This is a genomic window from uncultured Campylobacter sp., assembly GCF_905371695.1.
GTDB lineage: Bacteria > Campylobacterota > Campylobacteria > Campylobacterales > Campylobacteraceae > Campylobacter_A.
In genome coordinates, this window is sequence record NZ_CAJPMA010000031.1 from 1 (window position 1) to 17,423 (window position 17,423).

Sequence of the window (17,423 nt, forward strand, 5' to 3'; positions counted from 1 at the left end):
TTTTACATTAAATTTTATGTATTTATTCCGAAAAAGTGCTTAAATTTTCTAAAATTTCGCTCGGGACTAGCTTACTAACGTCGCCGTTATGTCTTAAAACCGAACGAACGATCGAGCTTGAAATAAACGCGTTTTTAAGGCTAGGCATTAGATACACGGTCTCAAATTCTTCCCAAAGCGTAGCGTTTGCGTAGCCTATTTGCAGTTCGTATTCAAAGTCGCTAACCGCGCGAAGTCCGCGTATAACGACGTTTATGTCTAAATTTTTGGCGAAATCTACTAGCAAATTATCAAAACCCGTAACCTCAACGTTTTTAAAATTCGCCGTAGCGATCTTAGCCATTTTTACTCGCTCTTTAAAGCCAAACATAGGGTTTTTGCTATCGCTTTTAGCTACGGCGACCACTACGCACTCAAAAATCCTGCTCGCGCGCTTGATAACGTCGATATGTCCGTTCGTTACGGGATCGAAGGTGCCCGGATATATGCATTTTTTTTTCAATTTCGCTTCCTTTTTGATATTTTTTAGAGCGGAGCGGGTAAAATTTCGCCGAATTTACGCAGGGCTTCCCCGCCATCTTTTAAAATTTTCATTCTCCACGCCCGCCGCATCGAGCCATTTTCCTATTATAAAGTCGTTTATTTGCCCAGCCTCGCTACCCGCGTAATGCCCGATAACGGGCGGCGCGATCGTTACGCCAAGAGCCGAAAGCTCGCTCATTTGACGTAGGCTAATCGTAGAAAAGGGCATCTCGCGCACGCCTAGCACCAGCCGCCTACGCTCTTTTAACGCGACCGCCGCCGCGCGCGTAATTAGCGTATCGCTTAGTCCGCAGGCGATTTTAGCCAGCGTGTTAATAGAGCAGGGCGCGACGATCGCGGCGTCCGTTTTAAACGAGCCCGATGAAATTTGCGCGCCCAGATCCGCATCGCTATAAAATTTTACGTTCGCGCTCGTAAAAATTTCTTCTAAAATTTTATAAATTTCGTAGCGAGCGGCTTTATCCTTTACGTTATCGCTTTTTACGAACGGGCGCAGCGCCGCATCGCCTAAATTTTTCGCGTTTAGCGCGCTCTCTCCCGCTTTGCTGTTAGATTTAAGGTCGTCCCTTCTCGCGTCGTTCGTCCCTAAAATTTCAGCCCGCGATTTTTCAAAATCTATGCCGTATTCAAGCCGCAAGACCTCTTTCGCGCCGCTGCTAACTACGGCGTGAATTTCGCTAGTTTTGCTAGCCGCCAAAATTAGCTTTAAGCCCAAAATCGCACCGCTTGCGCCGCTAACGCCCACGACTACGCGTTTCATTTTAGCACGACCTCTTTGGGCGAACTTACGATCGCGGATAAAATTTTGCCGTCTTTATTCTTAACCTTGATCGCATCGCCTAAATTTCCGCCCTCCATGGCGCGCACCTCGATAATGACGCTAAGCCCGCCGTCGTTTAGCACCGCATTTAGCGCGTCGCCTTTTTTTACGAGCGTTACGGCGGCGAAATTATGCTTCATCAGCACTTCGCCGGCTTTGATTTTAGAACGCGCCACTAGCGCGGAAGCAGGCATAACGGCAAGCGCGTCTTTTTGGTATTTTTCAAAATCTACAAAGCCGCTTTGATAATCAAGCAGTCCTAAAACGCGCTTAGGCTCGATGTCGTTTAACGCGATAAATACGGGCATTTTGGCCTTAAAGGAATATTTGAAAAACAAGCTTTTTAAGGTAAGGTCGGGTAACTCGAAACTTGCTCTAAACGAACCTCTTTGGTTGCTTGCACCGTTTAAAAAGATACTTTTAAATCTAAAATTTTCAAAATTTTCGGGTAGGGCGTTTTGCGGCTCGATGCTTAAATTTTCTATTACGATGCCCGAGTATTCGTCGCTTACGGCGCGTAAAAAGCTTGCTTGCATCAAATCAAGCTGTGAGCAGTCTTTGACGAACGCGACGCTACCGCCGCTTTTGTCGGAGTAAGTTTTAAAATTCGCGGTTAAAATTTCGTTGAGTTTTTTAATATCTATTTTCGCCGCTCTCGCGCCGCCGAGGTTTAAAATTTCGTTATCTTCGCCGCCGAATCCGAAGGTAGAGAGCATTATCGCATCGTTTTTAACGCAATACATAGGATAAATCGGGATTTTATTGATCTCGTTTGCGAAAATTTGGAAGGGAAATAAAAAGAGTGAGATTAAAAAAATGGAGCGGGAAACGAGATTCGAACTCGCGACCCCAACCTTGGCAAGGTTGTGCTCTACCCCTGAGCTATTCCCGCAACGAAAATGAAGCCCGCATTTTAGCCGAATATTTTTCATTTGTCAAGAAATCCTCGTAACAAAAATTTCATCTCCCGCCGCAAGCGCGCTTTGCTCGGAGATTGATACGTAAATAGCGTTGCTTTTTATTAGCGGCTTTATCATCCCGGAGCCGAATTTATTACCGTCCGTAACGTGAAAGACGCCGTCTTTTAAGCGTCCTAGCACGATATTAGCGCGTCCGCTTTTAAGCTTTAAATCCTCGCTAATTACCGCCTTTTCGCGCTCCGCGGGCCTTCCTAAAAGCGCGGGCAGGACGAATAGACGCGCGCACAAAAACGCCGCCATCGGATTTCCAGGTAGCGCAAATACAATCTTACCCTCTTTTGCGTACGCCTTACAAGGACCGCCCGGACGCATATTTACGCGCCCGAAAATTTCGCTAAATCCTAGCCGCGTAAGCGCTGTTTTCATAAAATCGGCCTCGCCCTTGCTAGCCCCGCCCGAGCTTATTAAAACGTCGAAATTTCGGGCGCTTTCAAAGGCTTTTACGGTTGCGCCCAACTCGTCTTTTATAACGCCTAGATAACTACTTGCAAATCCACGCTCTTTAAGCAGCGCCGCGATGCCAGCGGCGTTTGCATTATAAATTCGGTCCGCGTCCGCGCTTTGCCAAGGCTCTACGATCTCGTCTCCGCTTGAAAAAATTCCGACGCGAGGAGCGCTAAATACGCTAACGAAGCTAACCCCTTGCGCCGCTAGCATCATAATTCGCGCCGCATCCAGCCGCTCGCCCGCACGCATCAAAATTTCGCCCGCTTTAACCTCTTCGCCAGCAAATCTATACGCCTCGCCGCGCTTTAAATTCGCTGGAGCTACGACGAAGCCGTCCTTCTCCTCGCAGTCTTCAAACCGCATTATCGTATCGGCGCCTAACGGAATTTTCGCGCCCGTCATTATCTTTACGCATTCGTTCGCACCGATCTTTAAAGAGCGCTTATCTCCCGCGAAAACGGCGTCTATCACGCGGTAAGGCTTGTCTTTTTCGTCAAATTTTACCGCATAGCCGTCAAGCGCGGAGTTATCGAAGCAGGGTAAATTTTTACCGGCAACGACATCTTCGCCCAAGGTTCTTCCAAGCGCCTCGCCGATAGGCAAAATTTCGCTTTTTAAAGGGCTAAAATTTTCTAAAATTTTATCTAACGCAGCGTTAAATTCCATCACTCTTCCAGCCTCTCCACGTCCGCGCCTAGCGCTTTTAGCTTGATCTCTAAATTTTCGTAACCGCGGTCTAAGTGATATATCCTATGCACGCGGCTAACGCCCTTTGCTACGAGCGCGGCAAGCACGAGCGCGGAGCTAGCGCGCAAATCCGTCGCCATAACGTCCGCCGCGTTTAGCTCGCCGCCTCCTTGCACGCTGGCGATATGTCCGTTTAGACGGATATCCGCGCCCATTCTGGCTAGCTCGCTAACGTGCATGAAGCGATTTTCAAACAGTCGCTCGTCTATCGTGCTAACGCCGTTTGCGACGAGAGAAAGCGCGGTAAACTGCGCCTGCGCGTCGGTAGGAAATCCCGGATACTCGGTGGTTACGATCTCGCACGGGCGAATTTTTTCCGCGGGCATAATCGTAATTTTATCGCCCGAAATTCGTATACCAAAGCCCATTTCTTCGAATTTTGCAAGCACCGCGGTTAGATGTTTGGCGTTCGCGCCGGTAACGGAAATTTCAGAGTTGGTTATCGCTCCCGCGCAAAGATAGGTCGCCGCCTCTATGCGATCGGGGATCACCTCGAAATCAGAAATTTCAAGCAGCTTCCCGCCTGAGCCTTCTATCGTTAGCTCGCTCGTGCCGATACCTTCTATCTTTACTCCGGTAGCGGCTAAAATTTCGCACACCTGCACGACTTCGGGCTCTAACGCGACGTTTAAAAGCCTGGTAGTGCCGTGCGCCAAAGCCGCCGCGGTTACGATATTTTCGCTGCCCGTAACCGTGACTTTATCAAAGACTATATTCGCGCCTTTTAATCCTCCCTCTGCGGTAGCTACGACGTATCCTTGCTTTATCTCGATATTCGCGCCCATTTTTTCAAGCGCCGATAAATGCAGATCTATCGGACGCTGGCCGATCGCGCAGCCTCCGGGCAGGCTCACCTCGCAGCGGCCGAACCGCGCTAAAAGCGGACCCAGTACCAAGATAGAAGCGCGCATTTTACGCACGATGTCATAGGTCGCCGTCGTGGAATTTACGCCGCCGGCATCTATCGTTAGCGAATTTTCGTTCGTAAATTCGCACGAAGCGCCTAAATTTCTAAGAAGCTGCGCCATGGTTTTAATATCGGCGACGTTAGGGATATTTCGGATAGTTACTCGGTTTTTAGATATTAACGTAAGCGCCATTAAAGGAAGCGCCGCATTTTTAGCGCCGCTAATACCGACTTCGCCGCTAAGTTTCGCGCCGCCTTTAATTCGTAAAAAGTGCATCATAGTTCGTCCTACTCGTTAAAATTCGGGCTGATTGTAGCGGTTTTTAGCTTATAAAGCAAAAATTTAAATATTTACCGTTACTCGCTAAAATTTCGGCCGATTTAAAATTTTAGGAAAAAAATGAAAAATTTAATCGCAACTTTATTACTAGCAAGCGCCGTTTTTACGGGTTGTAGCCTAAAAATTCCTAGCGGCGGCGAACACGCTCAGCTACGAACCATAGAAGGCGGAACGTACCACGACGACGAAGATTATTTAGAGAATTATTTAGATCAAAACGACGGCGACGGCAAAACTCGCAAAGATAAAAAATTCGGCGATTTTTTTAATAAATACCTAAACACCAGAGCCGGCGGCGACTGCTCTGGCTTCGTTTCAATCGTCAATCAAAAGCACGCGAATATGTATTTCGACGAATCTGCGATCAATAAATATTACGACAAAGGCGGCAGGAAATCAAAAGCGATTTTTAACCTATACGCAAGCAAAAATTTAATCGCCGATAAAAATCCTAAAATCGGAGACTTGATATTTTTCGCAAATACGCTAGGGCGGGGCGCTCAGAAAAATAAAGATATGAAAAACGTAACTCACGTAGGTATTATAACCGACGTCGCAAAAGACGGTACGGTGCGATTTATTCATAATTACGGCGGTAAAATCAAGCACAGCTATATGAATCTAACTCGTAAAAACGTATTTATGGACGGCAAAAAGGAGATTAATAGCTACATGGTGCGCTGTAAGGGCGCTCAGTCAAGCTGCCTAGCGTCAAATCGCTTCGCGGGATACGGGATCGTAAAATAGTGCCTGCTAGCTGGGGCATAATCGCGTTTACGACGCTGTTTTACGGATTTTATTATTTTTTCTTACCCGTTCAGGCAGGCGGAATTTTAGGATTAAACGTACTATTTTTAAACGGCTCTTATTGGCAAATTTTAAGCACGATCTTTATGCACGGCTCGTGGGCACATCTTGTTATGAATATGGCGGTACTTTTTCAATTCGGCTCGGTCTTAGAGCGTTTTTTAGGTTCCTTGCGCTTTTTGGCGGTATATTTAATAGGCGGCGTCTTAACTTCGGCTTTAAGTTTTATTTATATTTATTTTTCTTTTAGCGCGAGCGGCGAAGTTATAAATTTAGTAGGCGCCAGCGGGGCGATATGCGTACTACTCGGGATTTTGGCGCGTTTAGATAAGGCTTTAACAAAAGGGCTAGTAATCGCGCTTTTATTGATGAGCTTCGCGCCTTTGTTAATGGGCGTAAACGTCGCTTGGTACGCGCATATTATAGGCTTTGCGGTCGGCTTTTGCTACGCTAATTTTTGGCTTTTAAAAGGACGTAAATGAGCTTTTTCGGCGAAATTTGGCAGATTATAAACGAAAGCGACGTGGAGCTAAAATTTTCGAATTTCGCTAAATTTTATGAAAATTTTAAACGCGGCGACGAGCTAAATTTTACCCGCCTTTCGCCGGCGCAAAATTTAACTAAGCCTTGCTACGCGAAATTTTGCGAGGTATTTTCGATGAAAGAGCTAAATAAAAAAACCAAGCAAAAAGATAAAAATCTAGCCTTCATTCACTCCGTCGCGCATATCGAATTTAGCGCCGTAGATATCGCGCTTGACGCTTGCTACCGATTTGACGGCTTACCGCGTGAGTATTACGCCGATTGGCTTGAAGTCGCGGAGGATGAAATTCGCCATTTTAAAATGATCGAGCATTTGCTAATAAAGCAGGGCGGAAAATACGGCGATCTGCCCGTGCACGACGGACTTTTCGTCGCGCTTCAAAAGACGCAAAATAGCCTAATAAGCAGGATGGCGCTACTGCCTAGATATATGGAAGCAAACGGACTTGACGCGAATGCGCATATTATAGAAAAGCTAAGCGCAAACGGTGCGGACGGCGAGCTAATAAACGCCTTGCTCGTGATTTTGGACGAGGAAATTTCGCACGTCGCAAAGGGCGATCGGTGGTTTAAATTCGCCTGCGAGCAGGGCGGAGTAAGCTGCGACGAATACGTAAAAATAATTCGTAATTTATATCCAAACGCCTTTAAAAGCGCGCGCGAGCTAAACGAAGCGGCGAGATTAAAAGCGGGATTTAGCGCGAACGAGCTTGAAATTATTAAAAATTACCAAAAAGGAAGCGCAAATGAGTAGGGTGTACTTCATGAGGCACACAAAAGCAGTGGATCCCGGTAAAGACGGCGACGATTTTGATAGAGAGCTTAGTCCAAAAGGCAAAGACGACGCGAAATTTATGGCGTCAAGGCTAAAATCTCACGGCGTAAGCTTGGACGCGATATTTTCAAGTGACGCCAAACGCTGCGAGCAGACCGCAAAGCGCGTTGCCGACGCGCTAAATTTTAGCAAAAAGATAAAATTCGAACGCAAGCTTTACGACGCAAGCTTCGGCAAATTTTTATCCTTTTTGCAAGAGATCGACGATAAATTTTCGTCGGTTTTTATCATAGCGCACAATCCCGCTACTACGCAAATTTGCGAATTTTTAAGCGACTCTTCAATAGGCAATATTCCGACCGGCGGGATATTTTGTATAGAGTTTAATTGCGATTTTAAAGACGTTAGGGAAGGGTGCGGCAGGGCGATATTTTTCGACTATCCCAAAAAGCATCAAAAATAGCTTTTGCTTTCCTTTTAAAGTTTCTATAAATTCGTAAAATTCTCACACGAAAAGTAAACTTTTTTAATTTTCAAACTTTTATCGTTTATAAAATTTGTTAGATTTTCCCCGTGCAAAATAACGCAAATTTCCTATGCATTTTTCTACGCTAAATTTAATGGATAATTTAATCTCACACAAAAGGTAATTAGCGTACAGATACGTAAAATAGGCGATTTTAGAAGTTAAGAAAGAGCGGAAAAGAAAATTAAAATATTAATTTGAAAATTGCAGTTTTCAATACAAAATATAAAATAATCGGCGATTTTACTTTTAATACGATTATCATGCGTAAATTTTCGCTTAAAGAGAAATGTCGATTGCCAAACGTCGATGCCGATTGTCGCGCCAGCTAAAAACGACAATATTTCGCGTAAAACGAGTATTCTAATCCAAAACGAAGTTAGCCTGCGATAGATGGAAGTGTAATTACCGCGCTTGCACGAATAAAAGCAAAAGGAGACGATGATAATCGGGGTTTAGCGGCACTAGTACAAAAGAGGCAAGCGGTCAATATAAGCGGCCATGGCTTAACGGGCGCTAGCGCAAAAGAAGCCGAACATTCGCATAACAAAAATACTGCCATAAAAAAGGGCCGTTATGAAAAAGAGCCGCAGACTCCTAAAATTCAAGAGCTACTGCGACTCTTTTTTATTTTTTTGCGGGATTATTGACGCTAATTATCTCGTTTTTGCCGTCTAAATAGAGCTTTGCGGCAATTTTTATGTCGTCGTTGTTAATATTTTCGATGATTCTTTTATATTCGTCAAGGTCGAATAATTCATTGCCGAACATATAGTGCGAAACGATATTTTGCAGCCAAAAGCTCGGCTGGTCGCTACCTTTTTCGATGCTTAAAATAGCCGCTTTTTTATAATTTTGCAAATGCTTGGCGTCAAGCGCGCCCCTTTGCTTAACCTCGGCGATCGTCGCCCTAATCTGCGCGATAATCGCGTCCGTATTTTTAGGCGAGCAGGTAAAAAAGATATTTGCCGTGCTGTGCTCATACGGGTATTTCGCAACCGATACGCCGAGCGAAATTCCGTATACTTCGCCCATATCTTCGCGTATTTTCTCGCGTAGCGCCGTGCGTAAAACCGCCGATAGCGCCTGTGCTTTTAGCGAATTTTCGCGCGAATATTTCACATTCTCGTTTATCGTATTTATCGATATGTCGCTACGATCTACGACTTGGTAGTTTCGCTTAAACTCATGCTTGCCTTTAATGCTTCGCACGCCGTCGTCCGCAAAATTTTCGGCGTTTGCCCTACTCGGCAGGCTCGCTACGTATTTTTTAAGCAGCTCTTCCATCCGCGCTATTTCAAAATCGCCCGCAAATATAAATACGTAAGACGCCGCGTTGGTAAATTTTTCGTTTACGATTTTAGTTAGCTCGCCAAAATTTAGCGCGTTTACGTCGCTTGCTTCAAGCGGCTTCGTTCTAGCGTTATCGCCGTAGAAAAATTTTACGAATTCGTTATTAAATTTATACTCGGGCAAATTTTGTTTTTTAGCTAGATCGTCAAGCGTTTTGGCGCGGATTTTATCCAAAATTTTAGCGTCCGTCCTAGGCGAGTTAAACTCCAAATTTATCGCTTCAAAAAGATACTTTATATCAGCCGGCGTCGAGCTGCCGCTAAATCCTTGCGTGAGCGGATCGATCGTTTTTTGGTAGCTTATTTGCTTACCGCTTAAAATTTTTAAAATTTGATAGTTATTAAACTCCCCCGCCCCGCTCTCGTTTGACAGCTCTACGCTAAATTTTCCCCATTTAGGCTCGTGTAAATTCGACGTGCCTCCCTTGCTAACGGCCGCGAAATTTATAACGTCTTTTCGAGTTTTTAGCGGTTTTAGTACGGCGACGGCGTTATTTTCTAGTTTATAGACGTAAAGGTCGTGCTTTTTATCGTAAATTTTACTAACTATCACCCTTGGCTGCGGGTCGCTAGCTAGCAGCGTCTTGGGTAAATTTTGCTCTTTTTTATGCCCTTCGTAAGCCTTCGCGCTATTTTGAAATTCCAAAAATTTAGGCTCGCTAATAGCGTAGCCGTTCGTGCTAAATACGCTTACTCGCTTGTCGGCAAGCGCCAAAATTCGTCTAAATTCGCCGTTTATTTCATCAAGCGTAATTTCGTTTAGCAGTTTTAGATCAAGCTCTTTTGACGCTTCCTCGCTTAAAATAACCGAACCTGAGCTTATCGCATATACGATTTCATTCATATAAGTTTTCGATTTTTTGGTCTTTGACTGCTCAAAACCCGTATTTACGGAGTTTATAAAAGCGCTTTTTACGTCTAAAAAATCGCTTTGATTAAAACCTAGCTTGCTCACGCCCTTTATCACGCTTAGCATATCTTTAAGCGCCTCGTCGAATTTCCCGTCCCTTACCATACTTTCAAAATTGTGCATCGTTTTTTGCGATTGTAGCGCGGGGCTCATATAGCCCATGCGAAGCAGCGAATTTTCGTTTTGCGTCTTTTGCTCGTAAAGTCGCGCCATTAGGTTTGCTATGTATAAATTTAACCAAATTTTGCGAGCGCTAGCCTCGTCTACGCGCGGATAAAATTTATCGAAAAAGCTAATTCTGATTAAATTCGTCCCCGTCTCGTTTGCATCGTAATTATAGACGTTTAGCCCGTCTTGCGGCGGGATAGCTTTGCTCGGATGCGCGTAGGAATTGGTATTTTTAGCCGAGCTAAAATTTTGCTTGATTAGCGCTTCTATTTGCGTAGCGTTAAAATCGCCCACGGCTACGAAACTCATAAATCTAGGCTGATAAAGCCTGTCGTAAAACGCCTTTATTTTAGGCGCGCTAACGCTTTTTACGACTTTCATGTCGCCGATTGGAGCGCGGTCTAGATAGATACTGCCCGCAAAAAGCTCCCGCGCTTGCTTTTGATAAAGGCGGTACATCGGCGTATTTCTCGCGCGCTCTTCCTCGATAATTACTCCGCGCTCTTTGTCTAGCTCCTCGGGGTCGAATTTTACTCCGTCGATCCAGTTGCTAAACACCTTAAAAACGTCTTTTAAATTTTGCTCGCTTACCGAAATACTTAACTTATACGCCGTCTCGTCGTAGCTCGTGTGCGCGTTTAAATCGGCGCCGAAGCTCACTCCGAGCGCTTCAAGCTGCTTAATTAGATCGTTTTTGCTAAAATCGCGGCTTCCGTTAAACGCCATATGCTCCACGAAATGCGCTAGTCCGCGCTCGCTTAGCGCCTCGTCGGTAGAGCCGCTATTAATTATCAGCTGAAATTCCGCGCTTTTTTTAGGCAGAGCGTTTTGTTTGACGTAGTATTTTAGCCCGTTTTCTAGCGTGCCGGAGACGATAGACGGATCTTGCGGCAGCGCGAAAAGATTAGCGCAATCGCATAAAAATAGTAAAATTTTTCTCATATTTTTCCTTTATCCCCGCAAATAGACGACAGTGCTAACGGACGCGTAAATTTCTGGCAAATTCGGGCGGCGCGCTAGCTTTCGCCCCTGCTTCGCTTCGTTATTTCTCGCTAAATTTTCCTGCCATCGATTTATAAATTCCCGTTTCGTCTTGCAAGGTTTTATAGCGCTGCGCCAAAACGTTGATCCTTGCGTCGATCTCACTATTTTGCGCTTCTAAAAAGTCTTTAAGCTCGCTTTTACCTTGCGCGTATTTTGCTTCGTAAATTTTTGCCGTAGCGATAGAATTTTCAAGCTGCGCGGTCTGATTTTTCAGCAGCGACTCGTCGCTTTGTAAAATTTTATACCCAGCGTCAAGCTCGTTTAGCGCGGAATTTAGCACGCTTAAATAGTCGATTTTGGCGCTTTCAAAGCTCGCTTCGCTCACACGCAGGTTCGATTTTAGCTTCGAGTAGTTTAAAAACGGCAAATTTATCGCGACGTTACCGCCTAAAATTTTAAGCGAAGAGGCGTCCGAAATTTTCTCGCCGCCGCCTTTTAGACTAGCCCCTATCGTAACCGACGGATAAAATTCCGCCTCGCTTGCGCGCACGTTTAACAGCCCTTTTTCGATCCTAGCGATCGCGGCCTTTAAATCGGGGCGGTTTGCGATCGCGCGCACGGGAACGTCAAAATTTACGCCTAAAAATTTAACCTCGCTTAGCTTTAAGCCGTCCAGACCAAGCGAAATTTCAGGCTCCGCGTTTAGTAAAATTTTAATCTCTTTTTGCGCCGTAATCAAATTCGCGCGCGCGTTTTGCAAGCGGTTTTCGTAGCCCAAAACCGAGCTTTTTATCTGCCTTAGGCTAAGCTGCTCGTCTTTTCCAAGCTCGAATTTAGCCCTCACGATAGCTTCAAGCTTAGCGTAATTTTTAAGCGCCGCCTCGTAAAGCGCGATGCTTTCGTTTAGATAAAGCGCGTTAAAGTAGGCGTTTACGAGCGAATTTATAATCGTTAGCCTAGTAGCCTGCAAATCAAACTCGCTAGCCTTCGCCTCCCATTCCGCGGCGCTCGCGGCGTTTGCAAGCTTGCGCCACAGATCGATCTCGTAGCTTAGCGATATACCCGCGCTATACGAGCGCGACCAGCTGGAATTTCCGCTTTTTATATCGCGGCTAGCGTCCGCGCCGGCATTTGCGTTAAAAACAGGGATCAAATTCGCATCCAGCGCGCCCGCTTGCGCCATCGCGCGGTTTATAGCGATAGCCGATTTTGCGAGATCTAGGTTATTTTTTAGCGCCGCCTGAATTAGTTCGTTTAGGCGCGGCTGCTCGTACCCTAGCCACCAGCGCTCGTCGATAGCGAAATTTTCGCTCGCGTTATTTTCTAGTAAAATTTTTCCGTAATCTTCGTCTATATTTTTTAGCGCGCATCCGCTTAAAATCGCCGCTAGCGCAAGGCTGCTTAAAATTTTATGTCTCATTTTACTCCCTTGATAGAGCGTCGATCGGATTTAATTTCGACGCGTTTCTTGCCGGCATATAGCCGAAAACTACGCCTATTATGCTAGAAGTAGCCATCGCTAGTGCGATAGAGGCGTTTGAAAATATCATTTTATATCCCGGTAAAAAATTATTACACACGTAGCCCAGCGCGTAAGATAGCGCGATGCCGACCGATCCGCCGATAACGCAGAGCAGCACGGCTTCGATTAAAAACTGCTGCAAAATATTGCTTTGGCGCGCGCCGATCGCCATTTTTATGCCGATTTCTTTAGTCCGCTCGGTTACTGAAACCAGCATAATATTCATCACGCCTATTCCGCCCACGATTAGCGAAATTACGGCGATTGAAGAGATTAACAGCGTCATAGTGCCGATCGTCTCTTGCATCGTTTGTTTAACGCTATCTGAATTTCGCGTGAAAAAGTCCTGCTTGCCGTGCTTTGCGGTTAGCAGCTCGGTTATGCTCTTTTCGGCGACTTGGGCGTTTACGCTCTCTTTTACCTTTGCGCTAATGGAGCTAATATGCCTATCGCCCGTGATTTTATTAATAACGGTCGTGTAAGGGGCGTAAATTCTAAGCGCGCCGGAGTCTCCGAACATCAACTCGTCTTTTTTAAGCACACCGATAACGCGTAGAGGCTTTTTGTTAAAAAGCATGATTTTACCGATCGGATCGACGTTTGCAAACATCGTTTTTTTGGTATTTTGATCGATCACCACGATAGACTCGCTTTGCGCGACCTCATCGTCGTCGTAAAGTCTGCCACTTTCTAAAATTAGCCCGTTTACGTTAAAAGTATCCGCTCCGCCTCCGCGCAAACTAGCCGTGGACGATAAATTCTCGTAAGTCAACGTTCCGGATGTGCTGGTATTTGGCGTGACGGACTCTAAAAAGTTCTGGCGAGAGAGCATCTGCGCGTCGCCCACCGTTAGCGTTTTTACTTTGCCCGACATCATATCGCCGAAGCCCTTACCAGGCAATACGTCTATCGTATTGCTGCCGATCTTACGAATACCTGCCAGAATTTGTTCCTGCGAGCCTTTACCCAAAGCCACCATGCTAACAACCGCGGCGATACCTATGATGATGCCGAGCATCGTTAAAAGCGAGCGCAGCTTGTGGCTAACCATCGCGCTCACGGACATTTTAAAGCTTTCTATTAGTTGATCCTTATAATAGGTAAAAGGGCTTTTTGCGGGCGGAGTTTGCTTTGCGCTTTCAAAAATTTCGTCGCGTTTTAGGACGTCTGAAACGATATTCCCGTCTTTTATCTCGATGACGCGGTTTGCGTATTCGGCGATTTTAGGATCGTGCGTGACGATAATTATCGTATGCCCTTCTTTATGCAGTTTAGTTAAAATTTGCATTACCGTAAGTCCGCTTTTACTATCTAGCGCGCCCGTAGGCTCGTCGGCTAAAATAATCTCGCCGCCGTTAATTAGCGCTCGGGCGATCGAGACGCGCTGCTGCTGCCCGCCAGAAAGTTTATTAGGTAAATTTTGCGTTTTATCGGCAAGTTCTAGCGAACTTAAAATTTCCATCGCCCTGCTCTCGCGCTCTTTTTTAGACACGCCCGCGTAAACGCTAGGCAGCGCTACGTTTGCTAGCGCGCTCATAGAGGCCAGCAGATTATATCGCTGAAAGATAAAGCCGAATTTATTACGCCTAAGCTGCGCTAGTTCGTCGCCGCTAAATTTCGAGATATCTTGCCCGTCTAGCAAATAGCCGCCAGAGCTTGGGCTATCAAGGCAGCCTAAAATATTCATTAACGTCGATTTTCCGGAGCCCGATTGCCCGATTATAGCTATAAATTCGCCTTTTTTTACGCTTAAATTTACGCCGTGTAAAATTTCGACGCTACTATCGCCTACGCGAAAGCTTTTTTTGATATTTTTAAGCTCGATCACCTTCTTATGCCTCTATTTTCTTTTTCGACCATCTGCGCGATCTCGGCCGAGCTGCTTTGAGAGGTAATTACGTCGTCTCCTTCGTTTATACCGCTAATTATCTGCGTACTCATATCGTTCGTTATGCCCGTTTTTACCTCGACTTTATGCGCCACGCCGTTTTTTAGCACGCTTACGAATTTTTTATCGCCTTGCCTTTTTATCGCGATCGTCGGCACGCTCACGGCGTCTTTAACCTCGCTTACTAAAAGCGTATTTTGCGTAGTCATTCCGATGCGTAAAATTCCCTCTTTATTATCAACGATGCTTTGGGCGTAATAATATACCGCAGAAGCCGTGCTAGACGAGCTAGTCGAGGTCTTTGACGAGCTTGATGAATACGTCCCGTCGCTTAGCTTGGTAAGTCCGGGGTCAATCGAGCTAACCGCGGTTTTAAACTTCATTTCAGGCTCTGAAAGGATCGTATATTCCACGGGAGTGCCGACCTTTATTTTTGTTACGTCTCCTTCGGCGATTTGCATTTTAAGCTTTACCTTGCTTAGATCGGCGATATTTACGATAGTAGGCGTCGTTTGGTTGGAGTTTACCGTCTGTCCCTCTTCTACCTGTACCGAAACGACGATGCCGTCGCTAGGAGCGGTAATTTTAGTGTACCCTAGATTTATCTGCGCGGTATTTAGCTCGATTTTAGTTTGATTGATCTGCGCGGTAATTTCTTTTAAGCTCGCCTCGTTTGCGGCATGGGTATTTTTAGCCGTTTCAAACTCTTGCTTTGAAGTGGCGTTTTTGGCAAACAGCGCCTTTTCGCGTTCAAAACGCGTCTTTGAAATTTCAAGCGCCACCTTTGCGCTAGCTAGTTTGGCTTCGTAAATTTGCAGTTGCGCGCGCTTATTATCGACGCTATTTTGCTGAGTGGAGCTGTCGATCTCGGCGATCATATCGCCTTTTTTAACCCTATCGCCGAGCTTTACGTATAGCTTTTTAATCTGTCCGCTAACCTGCGCGCCCACGTCGATTAGCTCGGTGGCGAAAATCTCCCCCGTAGCATCCACGCGCTTGCTAAACGTACCCTTTTTCGCTTTTTGAGTAATGTACTCGATTTTTTCTTCTTCTTTAAAATAGCCGTTATAAACGTATGCCGCCGCACCTGCGACGATTAGCAAAAATACTAAAATTTTGAAAGCTTTTTTCATGTTCATCCTAGTTAAAATTTGTCTGAAATCTTATTTAAAAAAAGTGAATAAAACGTTAAATTTTACGACTATCTTACATTTAATGGTTAGCAAATTTTAGCCATTACATTAAGTCTAGTTAAATATCTATTTATCTTTGCCAGCTCGTTTTCGTCGCTAACTAGCTCGCCCGAGTAGTAAAATTTTACTCGCTCCGATTTTTCTTCGTCCCGTGCAAATTTTGAAGCTAAATTTTGCTTTTTTAGCTCGCTAATTAGACGGTTTGTCGTCCCTTCTACGCCGTCTATTATCGCCGCGCTAGGAGGCAAAATTTCGCGTAAAGTATCTTTAAAATAGTTAAAATGCGTGCAGCCTAAAACCAAATGCGAGTACTCGCGTAGGTTAAAATTTGCGAATTCCCTCGCTAAATACCGCCCTACTTCGGCGCCGTTAAAATTTTCGTTTTCGGCAAATTCCACCAGGCGAGGCAAAGCTAGCAGATCCGTCGTAAGCTCGCTATTCGTGCGTAAAATTAGCTCTCTTAATTTCGCGCCCGCTACCGTTATAGGAGTAGCGATTACTAGCGCGTGCGAGTCTTTGCCTTTCATCTCGTCCGCCGCCTTTTTCACGGCGGGCTCCATTCCGATTATGGGCGCGTTAAATTTCGCGCGAAGCTCGTTTATCGCGGCGCTCGTAGCGGTATTGCAGGCGATCACGACGGCTTTTGCGCCGTTACTTATCAAAAACTCGACCGCCCGCGAAGTAAATTTTAAAATTTGCTCGCGAGATTTTAGTCCGTAAGGCACGTTCTTTTTATCGGCGTAATATAAAAAATTTTCGTAAGGCGCGGCTTTTAACGCGAAATTTAGCACGCTAAGTCCGCCCATACCGGAATCAAAAACCGCTATTTTATCGTTTAAAGACATAAAATTTTCCTTTTAAAGGCGTTATTATAGCTAGTTTCGCGCAAAATCCGCTATAATTTTCAGAATTTAAACCTTCCAAGGAAATGCGTTGAAATACCGATTAGATTGTAAAAGTAGTTTTGAAAAGTCTATGCTTTTTTGGCTAGCTAGATACGTAAAATTTAAGCTAAGCTCGCTCTCAAACAAAGAGCTTCGAGTTCCCCAAGCGCTAAATACAGTAAATTTATCGCTAAACAAAGAGCTTAAAAATATAGACGAGCTCGACGGGCTCGTAAAATCTGCCAGAAACGCGGGGCTAACGGGCATAAACACCTACTTTAACCCGCTTAAAAAAATTTACGAAGCCCTTTGCTTTTACGAGCTAGATAGTCTAAAACGCATAGACGAGGAGTTAATTAGCGAGATTTTAGCTAGCGTTACGGGCGGACTTAGCGATGCGAGCAAGAAAAACTACCGCATAAGCGCGATAAATTTTTTCTCGTTTTTAGATAAGCAAAACGAAGAGGACGGCAAGGCGCATGTCTTTGACATCGAGCTAAAAAACTGGGGCGGCGTAGCGGGTAATCGCGGGCAAAAGCTGCCTGAATTTATGAGCGAGGATGAGGTGAAAAAATTTCTAACCGCGATCGACGAAGCGGATTTTAAAGCAAATACTAACCGCAACAAACTAATCGTCAAAATCATCGTATTTACGGGTATTCGCGTAAGCGAAGCGCTAAATTTAAAACGCAAAGACATAACCGAAGAAGGCGATCTTTATATCATTAGAATTCGCGGCAAAGGCAACAAATACCGCATCGTTATGATAAAGCGCGCGCTAATCGAAAGCATGCTAGACGCGATCGCAATAAACTATATAAATAAAGAAGGCTATCTTTTTATCAACAAAAAAGGTACGCGCCTAACGCAAGCCTACGTGAGCCGCGTAGTAGAGCAAATTTTGTTTCGCGCGGGCATTAGAAAAGAAAAAAACGGCGCGCACATGCTTCGCCACACCTTCGCGACGCTGCTTTATAAAAAGCAAAAAGATCTCGTACTGGTTCAAGAAGCGCTCGGGCACGCGAGCTTAAATACGTCTAGAATTTACACGCATTTTGATAACGAGAAGCTAAAATTAGCCGCGCAA

General features: G+C 45.2%; 15 protein-coding genes and 1 tRNA gene. 5 read left to right on the forward strand and 11 right to left on the reverse strand.

Features of this window, described 5'->3' with window-relative positions; all coding sequences use genetic code 11:
* Positions 1 to 22: 22 nt before the first annotated feature.
* From coaD to murA, 6 genes are all read right to left on the reverse strand, one after another.
* On the reverse strand, positions 23 to 502 hold the full coding sequence (gene coaD, locus QZ147_RS04190) for a pantetheine-phosphate adenylyltransferase (RefSeq protein ID WP_295147342.1): 480 nt from the start codon (positions 500 to 502) through the stop codon (positions 23 to 25).
* Positions 503 to 556: 54 nt separating this feature from the next.
* Positions 557 to 1,303 carry a UbiX family flavin prenyltransferase gene (locus QZ147_RS04195; RefSeq protein ID WP_295147345.1) on the reverse strand — a complete coding sequence of 249 codons (747 nt, stop codon included), beginning with the start codon at positions 1,301 to 1,303 and terminating at the stop codon, positions 557 to 559.
* A complete protein-coding gene (gene flgA / locus QZ147_RS04200; RefSeq protein ID WP_295147348.1) occupies positions 1,300 to 2,079 on the reverse strand; it encodes a flagellar basal body P-ring formation chaperone FlgA in 780 nt (259 codons plus the stop codon). The genes QZ147_RS04195 and flgA overlap by 4 nt, the downstream gene beginning before the upstream one ends.
* Before the next feature lie 101 nt (positions 2,080 to 2,180).
* Positions 2,181 to 2,255 (reverse strand) — tRNA-Gly (locus QZ147_RS04205).
* Between the two features lie 43 nt (positions 2,256 to 2,298).
* The gene (locus tag QZ147_RS04210) at positions 2,299 to 3,456 is read right to left on the reverse strand and encodes a molybdopterin molybdotransferase MoeA (RefSeq protein WP_295147351.1); all 1,158 of its coding nucleotides are present in this window, start codon (positions 3,454 to 3,456) and stop codon (positions 2,299 to 2,301) included.
* On the reverse strand, positions 3,456 to 4,724 hold the full coding sequence (murA, locus tag QZ147_RS04215; protein WP_295147354.1) for a UDP-N-acetylglucosamine 1-carboxyvinyltransferase: 1,269 nt from the start codon (positions 4,722 to 4,724) through the stop codon (positions 3,456 to 3,458). The genes QZ147_RS04210 and murA overlap by 1 nt, the downstream gene beginning before the upstream one ends.
* Before the next feature lie 120 nt (positions 4,725 to 4,844).
* Between murA and QZ147_RS04220 the strand changes: the two genes are divergently transcribed.
* From QZ147_RS04220 to QZ147_RS04235, 4 genes are read left to right on the forward strand one after another with little or no spacing between them, the layout of a single operon-like run.
* On the forward strand, positions 4,845 to 5,531 hold the full coding sequence (locus tag QZ147_RS04220) for an NlpC/P60 family protein (protein ID WP_295147356.1): 687 nt from the start codon (positions 4,845 to 4,847) through the stop codon (positions 5,529 to 5,531).
* Positions 5,532 to 5,566: 35 nt separating this feature from the next.
* Positions 5,567 to 6,073 (forward strand): rhomboid family intramembrane serine protease, encoded by a 507-nt coding sequence (locus QZ147_RS04225; RefSeq protein ID WP_366508775.1) that lies wholly within the window; start codon positions 5,567 to 5,569, stop codon positions 6,071 to 6,073.
* On the forward strand, positions 6,070 to 6,888 hold the full coding sequence (locus tag QZ147_RS04230; protein WP_295147359.1) for a ferritin-like domain-containing protein: 819 nt from the start codon (positions 6,070 to 6,072) through the stop codon (positions 6,886 to 6,888). The genes QZ147_RS04225 and QZ147_RS04230 overlap by 4 nt, the downstream gene beginning before the upstream one ends.
* On the forward strand, positions 6,881 to 7,372 hold the full coding sequence (locus QZ147_RS04235) for a histidine phosphatase family protein (RefSeq protein WP_295147361.1): 492 nt from the start codon (positions 6,881 to 6,883) through the stop codon (positions 7,370 to 7,372). The genes QZ147_RS04230 and QZ147_RS04235 overlap by 8 nt, the downstream gene beginning before the upstream one ends.
* Before the next feature lie 690 nt (positions 7,373 to 8,062).
* On the opposite strand, the gene QZ147_RS04240 is transcribed toward QZ147_RS04235, so the two are convergent.
* The 5 genes from QZ147_RS04240 to murI form a co-directional block, all read right to left on the reverse strand.
* A complete protein-coding gene (locus QZ147_RS04240) occupies positions 8,063 to 10,807 on the reverse strand; it encodes a M16 family metallopeptidase (protein ID WP_295147363.1) in 2,745 nt (914 codons plus the stop codon).
* Between the two features lie 100 nt (positions 10,808 to 10,907).
* Positions 10,908 to 12,269 carry a TolC family protein gene (locus QZ147_RS04245; RefSeq protein WP_295147366.1) on the reverse strand — a complete coding sequence of 454 codons (1,362 nt, stop codon included), beginning with the start codon at positions 12,267 to 12,269 and terminating at the stop codon, positions 10,908 to 10,910.
* Between the two features lies 1 nt (position 12,270).
* Positions 12,271 to 14,199: a MacB family efflux pump subunit gene (locus QZ147_RS04250; RefSeq protein WP_295147368.1), complete on the reverse strand. Its 1,929-nt coding sequence runs from the start codon at positions 14,197 to 14,199 to the stop codon at positions 12,271 to 12,273.
* Positions 14,196 to 15,392 (reverse strand): efflux RND transporter periplasmic adaptor subunit, encoded by a 1,197-nt coding sequence (locus QZ147_RS04255; protein ID WP_295147369.1) that lies wholly within the window; start codon positions 15,390 to 15,392, stop codon positions 14,196 to 14,198. Before QZ147_RS04255 ends, QZ147_RS04250 begins: the two co-directional genes overlap by 4 nt.
* 86 nt (positions 15,393 to 15,478) lie before the next feature.
* Entirely contained in the window at positions 15,479 to 16,297 is an 819-nt protein-coding gene (gene murI, locus QZ147_RS04260; RefSeq protein WP_295147372.1) for a glutamate racemase, read from the reverse strand.
* 88 nt (positions 16,298 to 16,385) lie between these two features.
* Between murI and QZ147_RS04265 the strand changes: the two genes are divergently transcribed.
* Positions 16,386 to 17,423: tyrosine-type recombinase/integrase (locus tag QZ147_RS04265; protein ID WP_295147374.1), on the forward strand; the 1,038-nt coding region annotated here is incomplete at its 3' end.